Source organism: Prevotella sp. P2-180, from assembly GCF_002251435.1.
GTDB lineage: Bacteria > Bacteroidota > Bacteroidia > Bacteroidales > Bacteroidaceae > Prevotella.
In genome coordinates, this window is the sequence record NZ_NPJI01000034.1 from 74,184 (window position 1) to 91,592 (window position 17,409).

The 17,409-nt window shown below is 48.6% G+C and carries 13 protein-coding genes; 3 read left to right on the forward strand and 10 right to left on the reverse strand.

Going from position 1 to position 17,409, the window contains the following annotated elements; all coding sequences use genetic code 11:
• Nucleotides 1-9: 9 nt before the first annotated feature.
• The 7 genes from rmuC to rlmD form a co-directional block, all read right to left on the reverse strand.
• On the reverse strand, nt 10-1,236 hold the full coding sequence (gene rmuC, locus CIK98_RS05475; protein WP_094383261.1) for a DNA recombination protein RmuC: 1,227 nt from the start codon (nt 1,234-1,236) through the stop codon (nt 10-12).
• A 144-nt stretch (nt 1,237-1,380) separates the two neighbouring features.
• A complete protein-coding gene (locus CIK98_RS05480) occupies nt 1,381-2,394 on the reverse strand; it encodes a GGGtGRT protein (RefSeq protein WP_094383262.1) in 1,014 nt (337 codons plus the stop codon).
• 12 nt (nt 2,395-2,406) lie between these two features.
• On the reverse strand, nt 2,407-3,108 hold the full coding sequence (locus CIK98_RS05485; RefSeq protein ID WP_094383263.1) for an iron-sulfur cluster assembly scaffold protein: 702 nt from the start codon (nt 3,106-3,108) through the stop codon (nt 2,407-2,409).
• 118 nt (nt 3,109-3,226) lie between these two features.
• A complete protein-coding gene (locus tag CIK98_RS05490; RefSeq protein WP_094383264.1) occupies nt 3,227-3,919 on the reverse strand; it encodes a tRNA1(Val) (adenine(37)-N6)-methyltransferase in 693 nt (230 codons plus the stop codon).
• 16 nt (nt 3,920-3,935) lie between these two features.
• Complete coding sequence (gene kdsB, locus CIK98_RS05495; protein WP_094383265.1) at nt 3,936-4,685, reverse strand: 3-deoxy-manno-octulosonate cytidylyltransferase; 750 nt, start codon at nt 4,683-4,685, stop codon at nt 3,936-3,938.
• 19 nt (nt 4,686-4,704) lie between these two features.
• On the reverse strand, nt 4,705-5,862 hold the full coding sequence (locus tag CIK98_RS05500; RefSeq protein ID WP_094383266.1) for a porin: 1,158 nt from the start codon (nt 5,860-5,862) through the stop codon (nt 4,705-4,707).
• Between the two features lie 25 nt (nt 5,863-5,887).
• Nucleotides 5,888-7,324, reverse strand: a complete 1,437-nt coding sequence (rlmD, locus tag CIK98_RS05505; protein ID WP_094383267.1) for a 23S rRNA (uracil(1939)-C(5))-methyltransferase RlmD — start codon at nt 7,322-7,324, stop codon at nt 5,888-5,890.
• A 164-nt stretch (nt 7,325-7,488) separates the two neighbouring features.
• On the opposite strand from rlmD, the gene ppdK reads away from it, so the two are divergent.
• The 3 genes from ppdK (at nt 7,489) to CIK98_RS05520 (ending at nt 12,212) form a co-directional block, all read left to right on the forward strand.
• A complete protein-coding gene (gene ppdK / locus CIK98_RS05510) occupies nt 7,489-10,209 on the forward strand; it encodes a pyruvate, phosphate dikinase (RefSeq protein ID WP_094383268.1) in 2,721 nt (906 codons plus the stop codon).
• 100 nt (nt 10,210-10,309) lie between these two features.
• Entirely contained in the window at nt 10,310-10,732 is a 423-nt protein-coding gene (locus CIK98_RS05515) for a hypothetical protein (RefSeq protein ID WP_094383269.1), read from the forward strand.
• A 184-nt stretch (nt 10,733-10,916) separates the two neighbouring features.
• Nucleotides 10,917-12,212, forward strand: coding sequence for a Fic family protein (locus CIK98_RS05520; RefSeq protein WP_094383270.1), 1,296 nt, complete (start codon nt 10,917-10,919; stop codon nt 12,210-12,212).
• A 144-nt stretch (nt 12,213-12,356) separates the two neighbouring features.
• Here the strand turns inward: CIK98_RS05520 and CIK98_RS05525 are convergent, their stop codons facing one another.
• The 3 genes from CIK98_RS05525 to CIK98_RS05535 all read right to left on the reverse strand — a co-directional run bounded on the left by CIK98_RS05525 (nt 12,357) and on the right by CIK98_RS05535 (nt 17,339).
• Nucleotides 12,357-14,645: a hypothetical protein gene (locus CIK98_RS05525; protein ID WP_141210417.1), complete on the reverse strand. Its 2,289-nt coding sequence runs from the start codon at nt 14,643-14,645 to the stop codon at nt 12,357-12,359.
• Nucleotides 14,646-14,821: 176 nt separating this feature from the next.
• Nucleotides 14,822-16,222, reverse strand: coding sequence for a hypothetical protein (locus CIK98_RS05530; RefSeq protein WP_094383272.1), 1,401 nt, complete (start codon nt 16,220-16,222; stop codon nt 14,822-14,824).
• Between the two features lie 601 nt (nt 16,223-16,823).
• A complete protein-coding gene (locus CIK98_RS05535) occupies nt 16,824-17,339 on the reverse strand; it encodes a pyridoxamine 5'-phosphate oxidase family protein (RefSeq protein WP_094383273.1) in 516 nt (171 codons plus the stop codon).
• Nucleotides 17,340-17,409: the final 70 nt, after the last annotated feature.

A 17,409-nucleotide genomic window follows, 5' to 3' on the forward strand; every position in this document is an offset into this window, starting at 1 on the left:
AATGATGTCTTATTCGATAAACATTGTCTCGTCCATTTCAGCCAGTGACTTTTTCTTTTTGTTTTCCTTTGCGCCAGCCTTTATCAGATTGCGTGCTGCAGTGATGATGCTTGGTCCGCTTTCCGAAGTGGTGATTTTCAGTTTTCCCATTCTTTTTATGGTTTCATTCATGCTTGCTTCTACATCCATAAACCTGATACCGAAGTCCTGCACCCTTTCCACCACAATGTTTGCGGCATCCATCATAGCCTGCTGGTTGGTGAGCTGTCTCACCTGAGTCCACATCATTTCCAGTACTCTAAGGTTCATATACATAGTTTGCGGTCCAAGTATCAGCACTCCGTCGTCATAAGCTTCACGCCATAGTGTGTCGTCGTTGAGCAATGCGAGGTTGAGTGCTCCTTCAATCGGCACATACATTATTGCGAAGTTCAGGCGGTTGTATCCGTTAGGCAGGTAATTTGTATATTCCTTTTTCGCCAATCGTTTCACTTGCGCTCTTACGCTCATGAGATGCTGACGGAGCCATTCTTTTTTCTGTTCACTGCCATCTTCGGCATTCATATATTTCTCGTATGCAGTGAGTGACATCTTCGAGTCTACCACCACATGGCGATTGTTTGGGAAATGGAGGATGAAGTCGGGGATAAGTCCCTTGCCGTCGTCGCCCTTAGCCTTGCTTCCGGCCTTATCTTTCAGCGTCTCCTGAGTGTCAAACTGCTCACCCTCTTTCAGTTCCATATCTTCGAGCAGTTGTTTGAGCTTCAGTTCGCCGAAGTTGCCCTGCACCTTCACTTCTCCAGTCAGTGCCCTTGTAAGGCGGTCTGCCGTCTCACCCAGTGCAATGCTTTTCTGCATGTTTATCTTAATGGTTTCGTCAAGACGCGCCAACGCTTCATACTGTTGTTTTTTCGAATTGTCGAAAGCCTCCTGCATGTCTTTCAGACTTTTCTGCAGCGGGTCAATAATCTTCGATACCTGTTCACTGTTTCTTTCCCCCAGCTCATCTTGTCTTTTTTTTAGCACTTCCTCCGAGGTGGCCACCATCTGCTGCCTAATCATTGCAAGCTGGTCTTCCACCTGTTTTCTGTTCATCTCCTTTAGCACGTCGAGCTGTCTGCCGTAAGCGTCTTTTATCTCGCTTATCCTTCGTTCCTGCGATGTCTTGCCAATGTAGTAGCCCACATAGGCCATTAAAGCCATACCAGCTACAGCTATTAAAAAAAGTATTGTCATATTCCTGTCTGTTTTTTTTTAGTTTTGCAAATGTAGCAAAAAAGCGACCTGTAACCAAAGAAAAACCTCTGCGTTAAAGTCAATGACTAAAACACAGAGGCCTTTATTTCGTGTATCAACTCGTCGAATAGTCGATGAGTCAACTTACTTCTTATTAATAGCCATGTCTACTGTTACGGCAACGGCTACTGTAGCACCTACCATAGGGTTGTTACCCATACCAAGGAAGCCCATCATCTCAACGTGAGCAGGTACAGAAGAAGAACCGGCAAACTGAGCGTCAGAGTGCATGCGGCCGAGAGTATCGGTCATACCGTATGAAGCTGGACCTGCCGCCATGTTGTCTGGGTGGAGTGTACGACCTGTACCACCACCAGAAGCCACTGAGAAATAAGGCTTTCCTGCGAGCACACGTTCCTTCTTGTAAGTACCGGCTACTGGGTGCTGGAAGCGGGTTGGGTTTGTTGAGTTACCTGTGATAGATACGTCAACATCTTCAAGCCAGTTGATGGCAACACCTTCGCGAACATCATCGGCACCATAGCAGTTTACCTTGGCACGAGGTCCGTCAGAATAAGCTATGCGGTTTACCACCTCTACCTTACCTGTATAGTAGTCAAACTTGGTCTGTACGTATGTGAAACCATTGATACGGCTGATAATCATGGCAGCATCTTTGCCTAATCCGTTGAGGATGCAACGTAGAGGATTCTTACGCACCTTGTTAGCCATCTCTGCAATCTTGATGGCACCCTCAGCGGCAGCGAAAGACTCGTGACCGGCGAGGAAAGCGAAGCACTGTGTATCCTCACGAAGCAGACGTGCAGCGAGGTTACCATGTCCGATACCTACCTTACGGTCATCGGCCACAGAACCAGGAATGCAGAACGACTGAAGACCGATACCGATTGCCTCAGCAGCCTCAGCAGCACTCTTTACACCTTTCTTGATAGCTATTGCAGCACCGCAAACGTAAGCCCACTTGGCATTCTCAAAGCAGATACCCTGAGTGTCCTCACAAATTTTATAAGGATCTACACCTGCGTTTTCGCAAATCTGATTAGCCTCTTCAATATCCTTGATACCGTTTTCGTTAAGAGCGGCGATAACCTGCTTGATACGACGCTCCTGGCTTTCGAATTTCACTTCTCTAATCATATATGTTCCTCCTTATTCTTTACGTGGGTCAATACTCTTAACAACTCCCTGCTCGGCCTTGGTGCGTCCGTAAGAGCCTGTGAACTTCTTCACTGCCTCATTGGCATCCATACCAGCCTTGATGGCTTCCATCATCTTGCCGAGGTGAACATACTCGTAGCCGCAAACCTGGCTGTCCTTGTCGAGGAACATCTTGGTGATGTAACCCTCGGTAAGCTCAAGGTAGCGTGTACCCTTGGCTACTGTGCCATAGAGCGTACCAGTCTGGCTACGCAGACCCTTACCGAGGTCCTCAAGTCCGGCACCGATAACGAGTCCGTCCTCTGAGAAAGCACTCTGTGAACGACCATAGACAATCTGCAGGAACAGTTCACGCATGGCAGTGTTGATGGCATCGCAAACGAGGTCTGTGTTCAGAGCCTCAAGAATGGTCTTGCCAGGAAGGATCTCAGAAGCCATGGCAGCTGAATGTGTCATACCTGTACAACCAATTGTCTCTACAAGACACTCTTGGATGATGCCCTCCTTGATGTTCAGTGAAAGCTTGCAAGCTCCCTGCTGAGGTGCACACCAACCCACACCGTGGGTATAACCAGAGATGTCCTTAATCTCTTTTGCCTGAATCCATTTTCCCTCTTCAGGAATTGGTGCTGGTCCATGGTTTGGACCCTTTGCAACAACGCACATGTTGTTGACTTCGTTAGAATACTGCATATTCTTCTGTGTTTATTTAAAAATGAATAATAAATACTTGCTTTAAAGCACTGCAAAAGTAATATTTTTTTTTGATATAATACCTATTTTTGGGTATCATTTTTAACTCTTTAACGCTTTATAGGTAGAATTTACCTGTTATGGCTTGATAATCCTCTCCTCCTACCACTATTATTTCTTCTCTTAGTCCTCCTGCCTTCCTGCCAAATTCCATCATCACTCGCTTTGGTGGCTTGCCTTCTTTGGTCTTTACATAGCATTGTCTTTGCAAACTAAGTCCATTGAATATTGCTTCAGACTCCATCTTCCCTTTACTGTCTGCCGGTACTATCACCGCCAGTATTCCGTCGTCATAGAGCAATCGGCTTGTCTTGCGGGCTATATCGGCAAAGGTGAGCGTTGTGGTGTGGCGGGCTATGGTGCGGTTAGTGTTTGGACTCTTTAGCGAATCGGTGAAAAACGGCGGGTTGCATACTATCAAGTCATACAGCTCTGTTTCTCCCATATCCTGAAGTGCCATAGCTTGTGAACTTAACCGTTTGCTGAATGGTGACAACCTGAAGTTGTCGCTTGCCTGTTCTGCCGCTTCTGCGTCTATGTCTATGGCTGTGACTATAGCATTTGGAAACCTCTGGGCTATGAACAATGATATCAGTCCTGTGCCAGTGCCTATGTCCAGCACCCTCATGCAGGCATCAGCCTTTCTGCTGCATGCCCATGAGCCTAGCAAAACTCCGTCGGTGCCCACTTTCATGGCACAACGGTCTTGTCTTATGGCAAAATGTCTGAATCTGAATTCGTCTTTACCCATATTGTAACTTTGGTTATCAGTGTTCGGCACCCGTCAAAAATGCCTCTGCCCTTACCAGATCTTCAGGTGTGTCTATGCCTACGGTCTCCACGTCGGTAAGTCCCACTTTTATCCTGTATCCGTTTTCAAGCCATCTCAGCTGTTCGAGGCTTTCCGCCTTTTCCAGTTCGCCTTGCGGCAGTTGTGTCACTTCTTTTAGCACGTTGCGTCGGTAGGCGTATAGTCCTATATGTTTTAGGAAAGGGTAGGAGAAGGGCCATTCTTTTTCATCCTTGCCTCTTACAAATGGAATGATGCTTCTACTGAAATACATGGCATATCCTCTCTTATCGACTACTATCTTCGGCGAGTTCGGGTTGCTTACTGCATCCATGTCGTTGCCGAATGGCTTTCCTAATGTGGCTATCTCTGTCGACGGGTCGTCGAAACAGTCACACACGGTCTTTATCTGAGAAGCCTGAATAAACGGTTCGTCTCCCTGGACGTTGATTACCACGTCAAAGTCGCCGCCTATTTTCTCTATGGCTTCCTCTATGCGGTCGGTACCGCTCTTATGGTCGTTGCGTGTCATCACCGCCTTGCCGCCGAAGTCTTTCACTGCGTTGAATATCCTTTCGTCGTCGGTGGCAACCCATGTCTCTTCTATTATGCCACTCACCTTCTCGTATACCCTCTGTATCACACTTTTACCACAGAGAAGGGCCAACGGCTTGCCGGGAAACCGTGTTGAAGCGTATCTTGCAGGAATTATAGATATAAATTTCATAATCAGATAGTTATTATCGTTAGAATCTAACACTAAACTGTACGTCTGCCATACTGTAGTTGTGGTTTGCGAGACTACGGTCGTTTACCAGCGAATACTCAGTCTGTATCTCAAGGTTTTTACAGAACAGGTAGTTGATACCGGTTTTGTATATGGTCTTTGCCGATGCCCAATCGCCAGCATTTCTATAGAGGTCGTAGCGTGCTTTTGCCCTTAGCTTACCCTTGATGATGGGAGCTACAAAAGCCACGTATACGCCGTCGGCACGGTCGCCAAGACTTTCGTTCAGGTTGCAGTCGATAAGGTCGCTGCTGTTGTTGGCGGTCTTCTTAAATGCTCCGCCTGTGTTGTGTATGTATTCCGAGCGTATCTGCCAGTCGGCATCCTTATATTCTGCTGATATGGCATAGCGGTATCGGCTGACCTTACGTGTGCCTGATGTTTCAACCCCGCCTTCCGTCCATACTCCTGTGCGGGCATAGGATCCGATCCATCCGAATCCGCCAATGCGCATTCCCTTGATGGGCGACACCCAAAAGCCTCCAATGACATCCTTCTGGTTGCCTACATCCTTGCGGTTGATGCCTTGTCCGTTAAACACGCCCACCTCGTAGTGTAGCAGCGTGTGTCCATTGCTATTTGGAAGGAGGTCGCCCGACATTTGCACACCTATATCGCGACCGCTACTTGACTGCTCGCCAGTACGGTCGTTGAATCCAGCCAGTTTGAGCACACTCTGGGCCTGGGAGTTAAATCCGATGTCGATAGGGTTCATGGGGTTTTCGAAAGTAAACGGACGTTTGAATTGTCCAATTTTTATCTTAAACTCCTTATGCTTCAGCCACTCCACGCTCATGTCTACTATTCTAGGCGACTCGCCGTAAGTGCTAGAGTTACCATTCACCTGTCCCTGCAGCTTATACTCAAAGTCGTTGAGAATTCTTCCGGTCATAATCAGGCGTATGAGTCTTATGCTAAATGTGTTAATATTATTGTCGTCTTGAAACGTTGAGTTGTAGTTTCCTATCATATATCCCGAAAACTTCGGTTTGCTCATCACGTCACCAAGTTTAAATTCTTTTTTTGTTTCCTTAGCAGTGGTTTCTGTTTCCTCTGCGGCTTTCATCTGAACAGACATTGCAGCAGCCACGGCAACGATAATATACTTTTTTTTCATTACCCTTTAAGGTCTCAGACCTTTTTTAATTATTTAATTCATTATTCTTTGATTCCAATAGTACAACGTTTTCCACATGTGGTGTGTGTGGAAACATATCCACAGGCTGCACCTTAACCACCTTATATTCAGCATCAAGCAATTGTAAGTCTCGAGCTTGGGTTGAAGGGTTGCAGCTTACATATACAATACGTTTTGGCCTTGCTTTCATTATCACACTTATCACGTCTGGATGCATGCCAGCCCTTGGCGGGTCGGTAATGATTACGTCAGGCCTACCATGCTCAGCAATGAAATCGTCGGTCAGGATGTCCTTCATGTCTCCGGCGAAGAAAGAGGTATTTTCTATTCCGTTCACCTGTGAGTTCACCTTAGCGTCCTCTATAGCCTCAGGCACATACTCAATGCCTATCACCTTTTTTGCCTTGTGTGCCACGAAGTTTGCTATAGTCCCCGTACCAGTATACAGGTCGTAGACGATTTCTTCGCCAGTGAGTTGTGCAAACTCTCGAGCTACTTTGTATAGGAGATAAGCCTGATCGGTATTGGTCTGATAGAAACTTTTTGGACCAACTTTGAATTTCAGGCCTTCCATTGTCTCAAATATGTGGTCGTTACCCTTAAACACCATCACGTCCTGGTCGCCAATGGTGTCGTTGCATTTTTGGTTGTTCACATACATCAGTGCGGTAATCTGCGGAAATCTGTCCGCTACGTGTTGCAAAAGTGCCTTGGCTTTTTGCTCGTCACCCTCCTGGTCGTAGTGAAACTGCACAATCACCATCCATTCACCTGTGTTAGAGTTTCTTATGATGATGTCTCTCAGTAGACCTTTCTGTCCTCTGAGGTCGAAGAAGTTCAGGTTGTTTTCGAAGGCATAGTCTCGTATGGCGTTACGTATCTGATTGTGAGTGTCGTCCATCAGCCAGCATTTTTCTATTGGCAATATCTTGTCGAAAGCCCCAGTGATGTGGAATCCGATGCCGTTCATGTTGTCATATTTAAACCCCGAAGCCACCTGGTCCTTGGTAAGCCATCTTTTGTTGCAGCATCCGAATTCGAGTTTATTTCTATACTCGAAAGTTTTCACCGATCCCATGATAGGCTGAAATTCAGGCAGCTCCACCTTGCCAATTCTTCTCAGTTGGTCATAAATTTGTTTCTTTTTACCCTTCAACTGCTCTTCGTGGGGCAGGTTTTGCCACTTGCAACCGCCACAGACACCGAAGTGCTCACACTTAGGTGTCGCGCGTACATTACTATATTTAATAAAGCGCACCACCTCAGCCTCGCAGTAGCTATGTTTCTTTTTTTTAATTTGTAAGTCAACGATGTCGCCAGGTACTGCAAAAGGCACAAACACTACCATTTCGCCCACTCTTGTCAGTGCCTTCCCTTCAGCCGCCACATCCGTGATAGTGATATTTTCCAGCACTGGAAAAGGTTTCTTTTTTCTGCTCATTTATCTATTTTTTTCAATTTTTCGGTGCAAATATACGAATTATTCTACAAAATTAGATACGAATAATATATTTTTTCAATTTTTTCTTGCAGCATAGCCAAAAAAACCGTATATTTGCAGAAAAAATAAAACTATACATATTTTAAATATACAACAACTAACTTATGAGTGAAAAAAGAGTTTATACCTTCGGTAACGGTAAGGCCGAAGGAAATGCCAAAATGCGTGAAGAACTTGGCGGCAAGGGTGCAAACCTAGCCGAGATGAACCTTATAGGTGTCCCGGTTCCTCCAGGTTTTACAATCACAACCAGCTGCTGTAACGAATATTACGAGGTTGGTCAGGAAAAAATCAAGGAAATACTTCAGGACGAGGTGAACGCTGCCGTAAAGCATACTGAGGAATTGATGAATTCCAAGTTCGGTGACGTGAAGAATCCATTGCTTGTCAGTGTACGTTCTGGTGCCCGTGCCTCTATGCCTGGTATGATGGACACTATCCTTAACCTTGGTCTCAACGACGAGGTTGCTGAGGGATTGGTAGCAAAGACTAACAATCCACACTTCGTTTACGACTCTTATCGCCGCTTCGTACAGATGTATGGCGACGTGGTGCTCGAGATGAAGCCAGTTAACAAGGAAGACATCGACCCGTTCGAGGAAATCATTGAGAGCGTAAAGGCAGAGCGTGGCGTGAAGCTCGACAAGGACCTTTCTGTTGAGGAACTGAAGAAACTCGTCACACTCTTCAAGACAGCCATCAAGGAGCGCACAGGAAAAGACTTCCCCGACGATCCAATCGAGCAGCTTTGGGGCGCTATCTGCGCTGTGTTCCGCAGCTGGATGAACGAGCGTGCAATCCTTTATCGCAAGATGGAGGGTATTCCTGACGAGTGGGGTACTGCCGTGAGCGTTATGGCTATGGTATTCGGCAACATGGGCGAGACATCAGCCACTGGTGTTTGCTTCAGCCGCGACGCCGGTAACGGCGAGAACCTCTTCAACGGTGAGTATCTCGTAAACGCACAGGGCGAGGACGTTGTGGCTGGTATCCGCACACCACAGCAGATTACAAAGATAGGTTCGCAGCGCTGGGCTGAGCGCGCTGGCATCAGCGAAGAGGAGCGTGTAGAGAAATATCCTTCAATGGAAGAGGCAATGCCAGAGATTTACGCACAGCTCAACGACCTGCAGGACAAGCTCGAGAAGCACTACCACGACATGCAGGACATGGAGTTCACCGTACAGGAAGGCAAGCTCTGGTTCCTCCAGACACGTAACGGCAAGCGCACAGGTACTGCCATGGTGAAGATTGCCATCGATCTTCTCCACGAGGGAATGATCGACGAGAAGACTGCCATCATGCGTTGCGAGCCTCAGAAGCTCGACGAGCTGCTTCACCCCGTATTCGACAAGCTCGCCCTGCAGAAGGCAAAGGTCATCACTCAGGGTCTGCCTGCTTCTCCAGGTGCAGCCTGCGGTCAGATTGTGTTCCACGCCGACGACGCACAGGCATGGCACGCCGATGGCCACAAGGTTATCATGGTCCGCATAGAGACTTCACCTGAGGACCTCGCCGGTATGGCTTCTGCCGAGGGTATCTTGACAGCCCGTGGCGGTATGACCTCTCACGCTGCCGTTGTGGCTCGCGGTATGGGCAAGTGCTGCGTGTCAGGTGCTGGTGGCATCAATGTTGACTACAAGGCTAAGACCGTTGAAATAGACGGCGTTGTATATAAGGAAGGCGACTACATCTCGCTGAACGGAACCACAGGTCAGGTTTATGCAGGTGAGGTTCCAACCAAGGCTGCTGAGCTCAGCGGCGACTTCAAGGAGCTTATGGACCTCTGCGACAAATACACCAAGCTGCAGGTTCGCACCAATGCCGACACTCCACACGATGCACAGGTGGCTCGCGCCTTCGGTGCAAAGGGTATCGGTCTTACACGTACTGAGCACATGTTCTTCGAGGACAAGAAGATTGTGGCAATGCGCGAGATGATTCTCTCCGACACTGTTGAGGGTCGTGAGAAGGCACTTGCCAAGTTGTTGCCTTACCAGAAGGCCGACTTCAAGGGCATCCTTGAGGCTATGGATGGCTGTCCGGTTAACATCCGACTGCTCGACCCGCCACTCCACGAGTTCGTACCACACGATCTTGCAGGTCAGCAGGTGATGGCAGACGAGATGGGTGTAGATGTTGCCACCATCCAGCGTCGTGTCGCTTCTCTCGCCGAGAACAACCCAATGCTCGGTCACCGTGGTTGCCGTTTGGGTATCACATTCCCTGAGATTACAGCCATGCAGACTCGCGCCATTCTCTCTGCAGCTTGCGAGCTGAAGAAGGAAGGCAAGGATCCGAAGCCAGAGATCATGGTTCCGCTCATCGGTATCCTCTACGAGCTCAAGCAGCAGAAGGAGATTATCCAGAAGACTGCCAAGGAGGTATTCGCTGAGTATGGCGTTGAGATTGAGTTTGAGATTGGTACAATGATCGAGATTCCTCGTGCAGCCCTCACAGCCGACCGCATCGCCACTGAGGCAGAGTACTTCTCGTTCGGTACCAACGACCTCACACAGATGACCTTCGGTTACTCTCGCGACGACATCGCCAGCTTCCTGCCAGTATATCTCGACAAGAAGATTCTCAAGGTTGACCCATTCCAGGTTCTCGACCAGAAGGGTGTTGGCCAGCTCATCAAGATGGCAGTAGAGAAGGGTCGTGGCGTTCGCCAGAACCTCCGTTGCGGTATCTGCGGTGAGCATGGTGGTGAGCCAAGTTCAGTGAAGTTCTGCGCCAAGATTGGCATGAACTACGCAAGCTGCTCTCCATTCCGCGTGCCTATCGCACGTCTGGCAGCGGCGCAGGCTGCTGTCGAGGAGTAATCCTTAGATACTGAAAATTAATAAGATAAGAGGCAAGTGCTTAACAAACAGGCACTTGTCTCTTTCGTAAATTTTTGAAGGATTGTCAATTAGCAGGTGTATGAAAGGCAATAGATTTTTAGTATTTACAATTTCCGTCTGCTTTGTATTGAGTATTGCCGGTTTTTCTGTCGTGGCTTGTCAAGCCAGTGGAGATTTGGATTTATCCATAAACAGAGACAACATAAGTATTCACGGAATATACGGAAGAGCCATCAATTACAGTGATATAAAAGATGTCAGTTTGAATACCAGTTTGCCGGAAATAAAGTTCCGCTCAAACGGTTTTGCTGCGGGAAGAACAAGATTGGGAAACTTCATCACTAAGGACGATAGACATATAGTGCTATTTACTTATTCCGACACTTGTTTTATTCAAATCACGACCTTGAGCGGAGATACGTTTTATCTAAGCAGGAAGCAACCTGATGAAACGACAGCGACTTTCAGAACATTAAAAAGAATGCTATCCAGTCGTTTATGATGCATTAAATAATAGGCAAGCATCCTTTCTATGGGTGCTTGCCTTTTTTAAAAGATTGATATAAAATCGTCGCATATTATGCGTTATTAACCCAAAATATTTGGTTATTCGACAATATTTTAGTAATTTTGCCGCATAATTTGCGACGATATATATCATATAATGTCGCATTAACATTTTGACTATGTATATACACGAAAGAGATAATTGGACAAACTTTAGATGGAACGACTCGGAGGTATCGCTCCTTCTGGAGGTGGTATGCCGCAAGCAAGGATTGCTTTATGGTAGGTTGAGTTCGCTTGGCTTCGACAGCAAGTTGCGGGCTATGGCAGAGAATTTGACTCACGATGTGGTTTATTCATCAGGGATTGAAGGTATACGCCTGAATGTGGACCAGGTACGTTCTTCCATTGCAAGGAAACTGGGAATCGAAAACGTGAAATATACTGCACCTTCGCACTATGTTGACTCTGTTGTGGGGGTCATGCTTGAAGCAGTACAGCACTATGATATGCCTCTCAGCAAAGAGAAACTATGTGCTTGGCAAGCCGCTTTCTTCCCCTCGGGTTATAGTGAAGGCAGCCAGATAGAGATTGGCAAATACCGAACAAACGAGGAGCATATCGTCAGCGGAATGTTCGGGCGCGAGAAAATCCACTATATTGCTCCTTCGCCTGACCGTGTAGAAGAAGAGATGCACAAGTTCCTCGCTTGGTTTGATGGCGAGGAGCCTGTGAGTAGCGTCATTCGTTCTGCCGTTGCCCATTTCTGGTTTGTGAGCATTCATCCCTTCGAGGATGGCAATGGCAGATTGGCCCGCATTCTTTCAGACATACTTCTGGCTCGTGGAGAGAAGAGTGATTTCCGTTTTTATAATGTCTCGTCACAGATTAACAAAGACAAGAATCACTACTATGACATTCTGGAGCGCATGCAGCATGGCGATGGCGACATTACGGAGTGGTTGGTGTGGTATATGCAGAAATTGGTTGATGCACTTGACGAGGCAGACGCCATCGTCACCACAATACTGAATAAGAGTTTCTTCTGGCAGAAGGCGTCGGCAGTGCCAATGACCGAACGTCAGACCCGGATGCTCAATCTCTTTCTTGAAGGCTATGAAGCAAAGATAACGTCAAAGACATGGGCAACATTGGCAAAGTGCTCGAAGGACACTGCCATACGTGACATTCAGGATCTCGTGGATAAAAACATACTGACAGAAGACATTCCAGGGGCAAAGCGTCCCAGCTACTCCATCGTCTATGACGCTGAGGACTTGACACAATTCTTCACTGATGTAAACATTGTAGAAGAGAACGGCATTCAATATCTCAAAGCAATGTTCAAAGGGAAAAAAACTATTTGCGAAAGAGTTCTGAATCTTGATGCAGAGCGATACCGGAAAAGAGATTTGCCATTAGCCAATCTGCTCAGCAAATACTGCTCGTATATGGTTGCAGGCAATAGAGAATAGCAAAAAAAAAGAAGAGACAACTGTTAAAGACGTTTTATACTCCATTAACAAACAAAGGGCAAGCATCCGCAGAGGGTGCTTGCCTTTGTTTTGTTGACAAGTAAACACGGGGAAAAACCTTGTCACGCTTGTCACGCTGTCACGCTATGCAGCCCGACGCTTGGTTTTCACATAGACATTGCCTATGCTGTCGTACTCAATCTGCGAGCGGCTGCGCCACTTGCGAAGGGTTGCCATTCCGTCTGCCGACCTTCCCTGCAATACCCTCACGCGGCGATATTCGTCGATGGTGAAGGTGTCGGGCAGCAGGTCGTAGAGGCTCACCATACCCTCGCGGAGCGACTTGTTCTCCTTGTCCAGCTCCTCCTCGAAGATGGCTCCGAAGTACTTCATCTTGCACCAAAGGTCGTAGCGGAGCGACCAGCGGACGTAGTCGCCGATGTCTTTCGACCATCGGCATCCGTTCAGGATGTAGAGCACCATGCCCTTGCAGAAGGCTATGACGCAGGCTCGGCGCGAGAGCAGCTCGTAGCCCTCGGAGTCGTACTGCAAAGCGATGTCCTTGCTCTCCACTACCAACTGCTCAATGAGCGCGTTGAGCTGCTGGCACTCGATGAAGCCGTTGGCCCGGTTGAGCAGGTCGATGAAGGGCTTGAGATCGGCGTCGAACTTGTCGTCGTAGATGCCATACTTGGGTATGTCTCCCATTGTCTGCTCCTTCTCTATGCTCGAGACGGAAAGGCGCGAGAGAGTTCCGTCGATGGACGAGTTTTTGAGCAGGGCCTTGGCTACGGAAGGCGTTGACGAGGTGTGGAAGTTGAAGCGCAGCGGAGCCTTGCCGGTCACTGAGTCGGCGCCCACTCGTTCCTGTCCGTGCTCGGCGTTGTCGAAGGCGTTTCTCACCACCACCGACAGCTGCTGTATGCTGCGCTGCGAGGTGACGTTCCTCATCGAGTCGAGCTCGTCTGTCTTGAGGAAGAGGTAGCGGTGGCCGTTTCGGTCGGCGTCGAACATGCGCTGGTTGAAGGCAGCGTTGGTGAGGTCGGAGGTGAGCACCTGTATGCAGATGTCCTCAGGTCGTGGGTCGCGAGCCTTGCTTTTCGACGAGGGGTTCTTGCGCTTCCACTCCATCTCCCTCTCGCGGCTGATGTTGTCGCGTTCGACGATGTCGGCCATCACCTTGTTAATAGGCACGTTGACCGAGCTTTTTCCTGTTGACATTGGTGCAATGAGCAGAGCCATGAGTGTTGCCTCGCGCTCGGTGTTGTCGATGTAGCGGAACTTCACGTCGTGGAGATGGGCTGCAAGTGCGGGGAACACGCCCTCAGCCACGCAAGCCTTGTAAGGCTCAGGCACCTTGCTGGTCAGGAGCTTCAGTGCGGCGGGCAGTTTCTTGGGCATCTCGGGAGGCATCAGTGCAGTGCCTCCGAGATAGTTTTTCAGTTCCTCGTTCTTCAGTGCCTTCATCACCTCCGAGGTGCGTCGGGGCATGGTTTTCCAGCGCTTCTGCAAGGCATTGGTCACCGTTGTGCGCCACTCCTGTTCGGGCAGCGAGTCGTAGCGGGGCACGATGGCGAGCAGTCGGTCGGCGTTATAGTCAACCAGCGGGGCAAGAGCCTGCGACAGTTCGAAGGTGAGGGTGTTTCGGTTGCCAGCCGAAGGCTCCTTGCCGTTGTTGTAGAGGTCGAAGTACTTGTCGATAATCTGTTTCCACGAGAAGCCCAAATAGCCTTCCGAAGCAGAAGGGCTGTCGGTTGAAACGGCGGGGCTGGCGTTTTCGTCAGGGTCTTTTCCCTCAGCGGCTTTCAGTTGGGCAGCGGCTTTCAGCTCGGCTGTCCTTGCCCTCGACTTTTCGAGCAGAGCCTGCACTGCCGAGGGGCTTTCGTCTGTCGGCTCGCCTCCGGTGAAGAGGTCGTCGTCGAGGAAGAGAAGGTCGTCGTCGCTGGCGGTGGTGGTGTAGAACACTCGTGTGATGTCCTTTGCTCCCTTGTCGAACTCCACTCCGATGAGTCGGCTTGCCCACTCGAGGTTCTCCACCTGGCTCATTTCGGTTCTTCGGCGGAACACGACGTGGAATCCCTTCGTGGCAGAACGCTCGAGCATCAGGAGACCGAGCTCGTCCTTCTTTTCGATGACCTTCGCCGGCAGTTCAGCCATCAGCTGGTCGTAGTCGGGACGCATGGGGTCGAAGTCGAGGTCCATGCCCACTGAGTTCGACTGCCTTGTTGCTCCACGCAGCAGTCCTCCCGAGGCGGGCAGACAAGAATAGTTCATCTGCACAAGATCTCTCTTGGCTTCAATGTTGCCATTTCTGGCTTCACTAACGTTGGCAATCTGGTTGCCACTGTTTCTAAGGCGAAGGTACTCTTCGCGGCTTTTCACGAGGTGCATCATCTTGATGCCCATCACTGTGTGTATTCTATATGTACTCATGTTTTTGAAAAATTTTATTTTCCTGCAAACTATTCGCAGGATTCTGCCGCAAAGGTACACTCTTTTTTCTGTTTTTCCTCGTGTGTTTTTATGCTTATAAATATGCCGAAATATGTTTTTGAATATGCTTGTGTTTGATGAATTTTGCTGCTGTTTTATCCCTTATTTTTCGCAACTTAGCGGAATAAATCGCGCAGTTTGTTGCTTACCGACTTTTCTTGCTTCTTCAGTTCAATGCCGCAATATTGGGTTAGGAAGCGGATTAGAGCTGGGGTGTTGGGATTTGCGACCTTCCATTTTTTCTTCACGATGTCAACCACAGCACATGACAACGGATTCTCCGCGCTGGTGTCTAACCCTATTTTCACCTTGTCGCCCAACAAAGCCTTCATTTCCTCTGCCTTTTTGCGACATTCCTCCTCGGTGGTGAAGAGAGTTTCTTCCTTTCTTCCCTTGTAGGCACTCTTCTCGCCGCTGTCCTCCAGTTTCTTCACCAAGGCGATGGCTGCCATCACTCTATATAAATCGGTACGCGCGAGCGCGAGATACCTTATTTGTGCCGCCAACTCCTTCCAGTTTTTGTCTTCAAGCGGAGTGAGCAGGTCGTAGAGACTTGCCATAGTCCTTAGCCACTCTTTCAGTTCACCTGCACATTTCCTCCTTTGAGTGACTTTCATTTTTCCAATCTCACACCCCTTGGAGTGCTCATACCTGTCGAACATCACTGTGTCGTTGAGTGCACTGTCAAGCATAGTGTTGAAAATGGCTTCGCCTGTGTCGCGTGTGGTGTCGGCAGCCTTGCGCTCGGCTTTCTCCGCAAGTTGCTCCAGTTTCTCACCGCCCCATTCTTTCGACTTCGGGTCGGCAACAAGCATCATAAGCGACGTGGCAACATAACTCATTGTCAGTTCCGACTCCCGCGAGAGTGAGCAGCCCAAGCTCTCCACCATGCGCTCGGCGCAATCCATGAACGCCGCTCGAAGTTTAGTAACCTCATTAGAATGGAGGTCACTACATGAGGAAACCTTCATCGAATGAAGGTCACTACATGAGCAACCCTCGACAGAATCGAGGTCTCCACATGAGCAAACCTCCGCCGAATGGAGGTTTGTTCTTTTCACCTCAGCAAGCAGTCGGCGAAACTCGCTTTCCTCGGCGGCAATGCGTCGCTCGTCCAAAGGCATCGACGTGACTATTCTGTCGTTCAGCGGACATGTGTCCATGGAGTAGAGCTTTTCCCAGTGCAGTTCCAGAGGTCCTTCGGTCTCTATCTCCACGAAGTAGGTGACATGGCTTCCGCAGACATAAGTGGCCACCACCTGGTCGTCCTTCATCAGCAGTCGCACGATGTTTTTCTGTGCCGCTTTCACCCATCCGTAGAAGTCGCCCTTCATGTAGGAAATCACTGCCAGCGGGTCGTGTGGATTGTCGTTCTCAGCCATCAGCACCACACGTTCTCCCGTAGAGATGCCTTCGAGAAGCTCTTCTGATTTCTTTGTTGCCTCGTCCTTGGTCAAGCCCTTAAAGACTTTGCTGAAGCGCATGCCCACAATAGGTATTATTATTTTCTCGCTCATAATTCTATGTTTATATTAGGTGGATGCAAAGGTAGTGCAAGTTGAGTGAAATACAAAATAAAAGTCGAAAAACTTTTATTTTTATTTCCGAGACGCAGCCTACCTTATTCAAAGGTAGTGCAAAAGAGTGAAATGTCAAAGGAAAAGTCGAAAACTTTTATTGATAAGTGTGACAGTGTGACAAGCGTGACAACCTTTTTTTCCTATCCACTCTTCCGCATATAATAGTTCTCTTTTATATATATAATATATTATATATATAAAAGAGAAGTAAATATAGTAAGTAAAATTCACAAAGTGACACTCTCGAAAAACCCTTGTCACGCTTGTCACGCTGTCACGCCTCACCCCAGCTCAACCGCTTTCCAACTGAGGAAAATTTGTTGCCTAACTGGCGCGCAAAATTTCCCCGCCTGACGCTTTTCATCCGCTGCCCGCCGCCCATTTGGCGACAAACCGCGGATGTAAAACAAGTTCAAAATGTAGTCGCTAATACAATACGTAGGGTTGTTCCTCTGGGGTTGCGTAGCAGTGGACGTAAGTGTGACAGCGTGACAAGCGTGACAAGGTTTTTTCGCGGGTCTCCTTGTCAACTCGACTATTATTCCATTCGCCCGTATTTCATCTCGTCCCCGTTGGCGTCATACTGCTTGCGCTTGCCCACAGGAGGCTCAGTCAGTGTGATGCGTACCACGGCAGTGCGCGACATGCTCCGCGCCACGGCAGCGTCGAAAGCATCCATGTGGTTGGGCAGGAAACGTTGGCAAATTGCGCGGAGTGCCTCACGCTTTTCGTTGTCGTCGGCAACTATTTCCGCCTTGCCAAATGCAATGGCAGACTTGAATTCCAGTGTGAAACTTCCGTCTTTCGGACCTACCGTAGGCTTGCATTTGCTCACGGCTGTAAGGCATACGCGTGGTTTCTCCCGCAGTATGTCCAACTTCTTTCCCTCTGTGGCACAATGGAAATAAAATGTTTTCTCGTCGGTGCGAGCCAAGGACAGCGGAACGGAATAAGGCATTCCGTCGCCATCTGCCATACTCGCTGTAATATATGGAGCCTTGTCCATCACCTCAAGTGCCCAGTCGGCACCCATCTCTCTGCTTTTCTTTCTCATAAATATTTATTGTTTGTATCTAGGCGGCCTTGAATGGAAGACAGATGTTTGCCAGGTTTTATTTCCTCGA

What these genes read in the sequence shown, in the direction of transcription:
- CIK98_RS05525 (WP_141210417.1), bottom strand. Translation starts at nt 14,645, where the DNA reads ATGAGTACATATAGAATACACACAGTGATGGGCATCAAGATGATGCAC.
- ppdK (WP_094383268.1), top strand. Translation starts at nt 7,489, where the DNA reads ATGAGTGAAAAAAGAGTTTATACCTTCGGTAACGGTAAGGCCGAAGGA.
- CIK98_RS05480 (WP_094383262.1), bottom strand. Translation starts at nt 2,394, where the DNA reads ATGATTAGAGAAGTGAAATTCGAAAGCCAGGAGCGTCGTATCAAGCAG.
- kdsB (WP_094383265.1), bottom strand. Translation starts at nt 4,685, where the DNA reads ATGAAATTTATATCTATAATTCCTGCAAGATACGCTTCAACACGGTTT.
- CIK98_RS05530 (WP_094383272.1), bottom strand. Translation starts at nt 16,222, where the DNA reads ATGAGCGAGAAAATAATAATACCTATTGTGGGCATGCGCTTCAGCAAA.
- rmuC (WP_094383261.1), bottom strand. Translation starts at nt 1,236, where the DNA reads ATGACAATACTTTTTTTAATAGCTGTAGCTGGTATGGCTTTAATGGCC.
- CIK98_RS05515 (WP_094383269.1), top strand. Translation starts at nt 10,310, where the DNA reads ATGAAAGGCAATAGATTTTTAGTATTTACAATTTCCGTCTGCTTTGTA.
- CIK98_RS05490 (WP_094383264.1), bottom strand. Translation starts at nt 3,919, where the DNA reads ATGGGTAAAGACGAATTCAGATTCAGACATTTTGCCATAAGACAAGAC.
- CIK98_RS05500 (WP_094383266.1), bottom strand. Translation starts at nt 5,862, where the DNA reads ATGAAAAAAAAGTATATTATCGTTGCCGTGGCTGCTGCAATGTCTGTT.
- rlmD (WP_094383267.1), bottom strand. Translation starts at nt 7,324, where the DNA reads ATGAGCAGAAAAAAGAAACCTTTTCCAGTGCTGGAAAATATCACTATC.
- CIK98_RS05485 (WP_094383263.1), bottom strand. Translation starts at nt 3,108, where the DNA reads ATGCAGTATTCTAACGAAGTCAACAACATGTGCGTTGTTGCAAAGGGT.
- CIK98_RS05535 (WP_094383273.1), bottom strand. Translation starts at nt 17,339, where the DNA reads ATGAGAAAGAAAAGCAGAGAGATGGGTGCCGACTGGGCACTTGAGGTG.
- CIK98_RS05520 (WP_094383270.1), top strand. Translation starts at nt 10,917, where the DNA reads ATGTATATACACGAAAGAGATAATTGGACAAACTTTAGATGGAACGAC.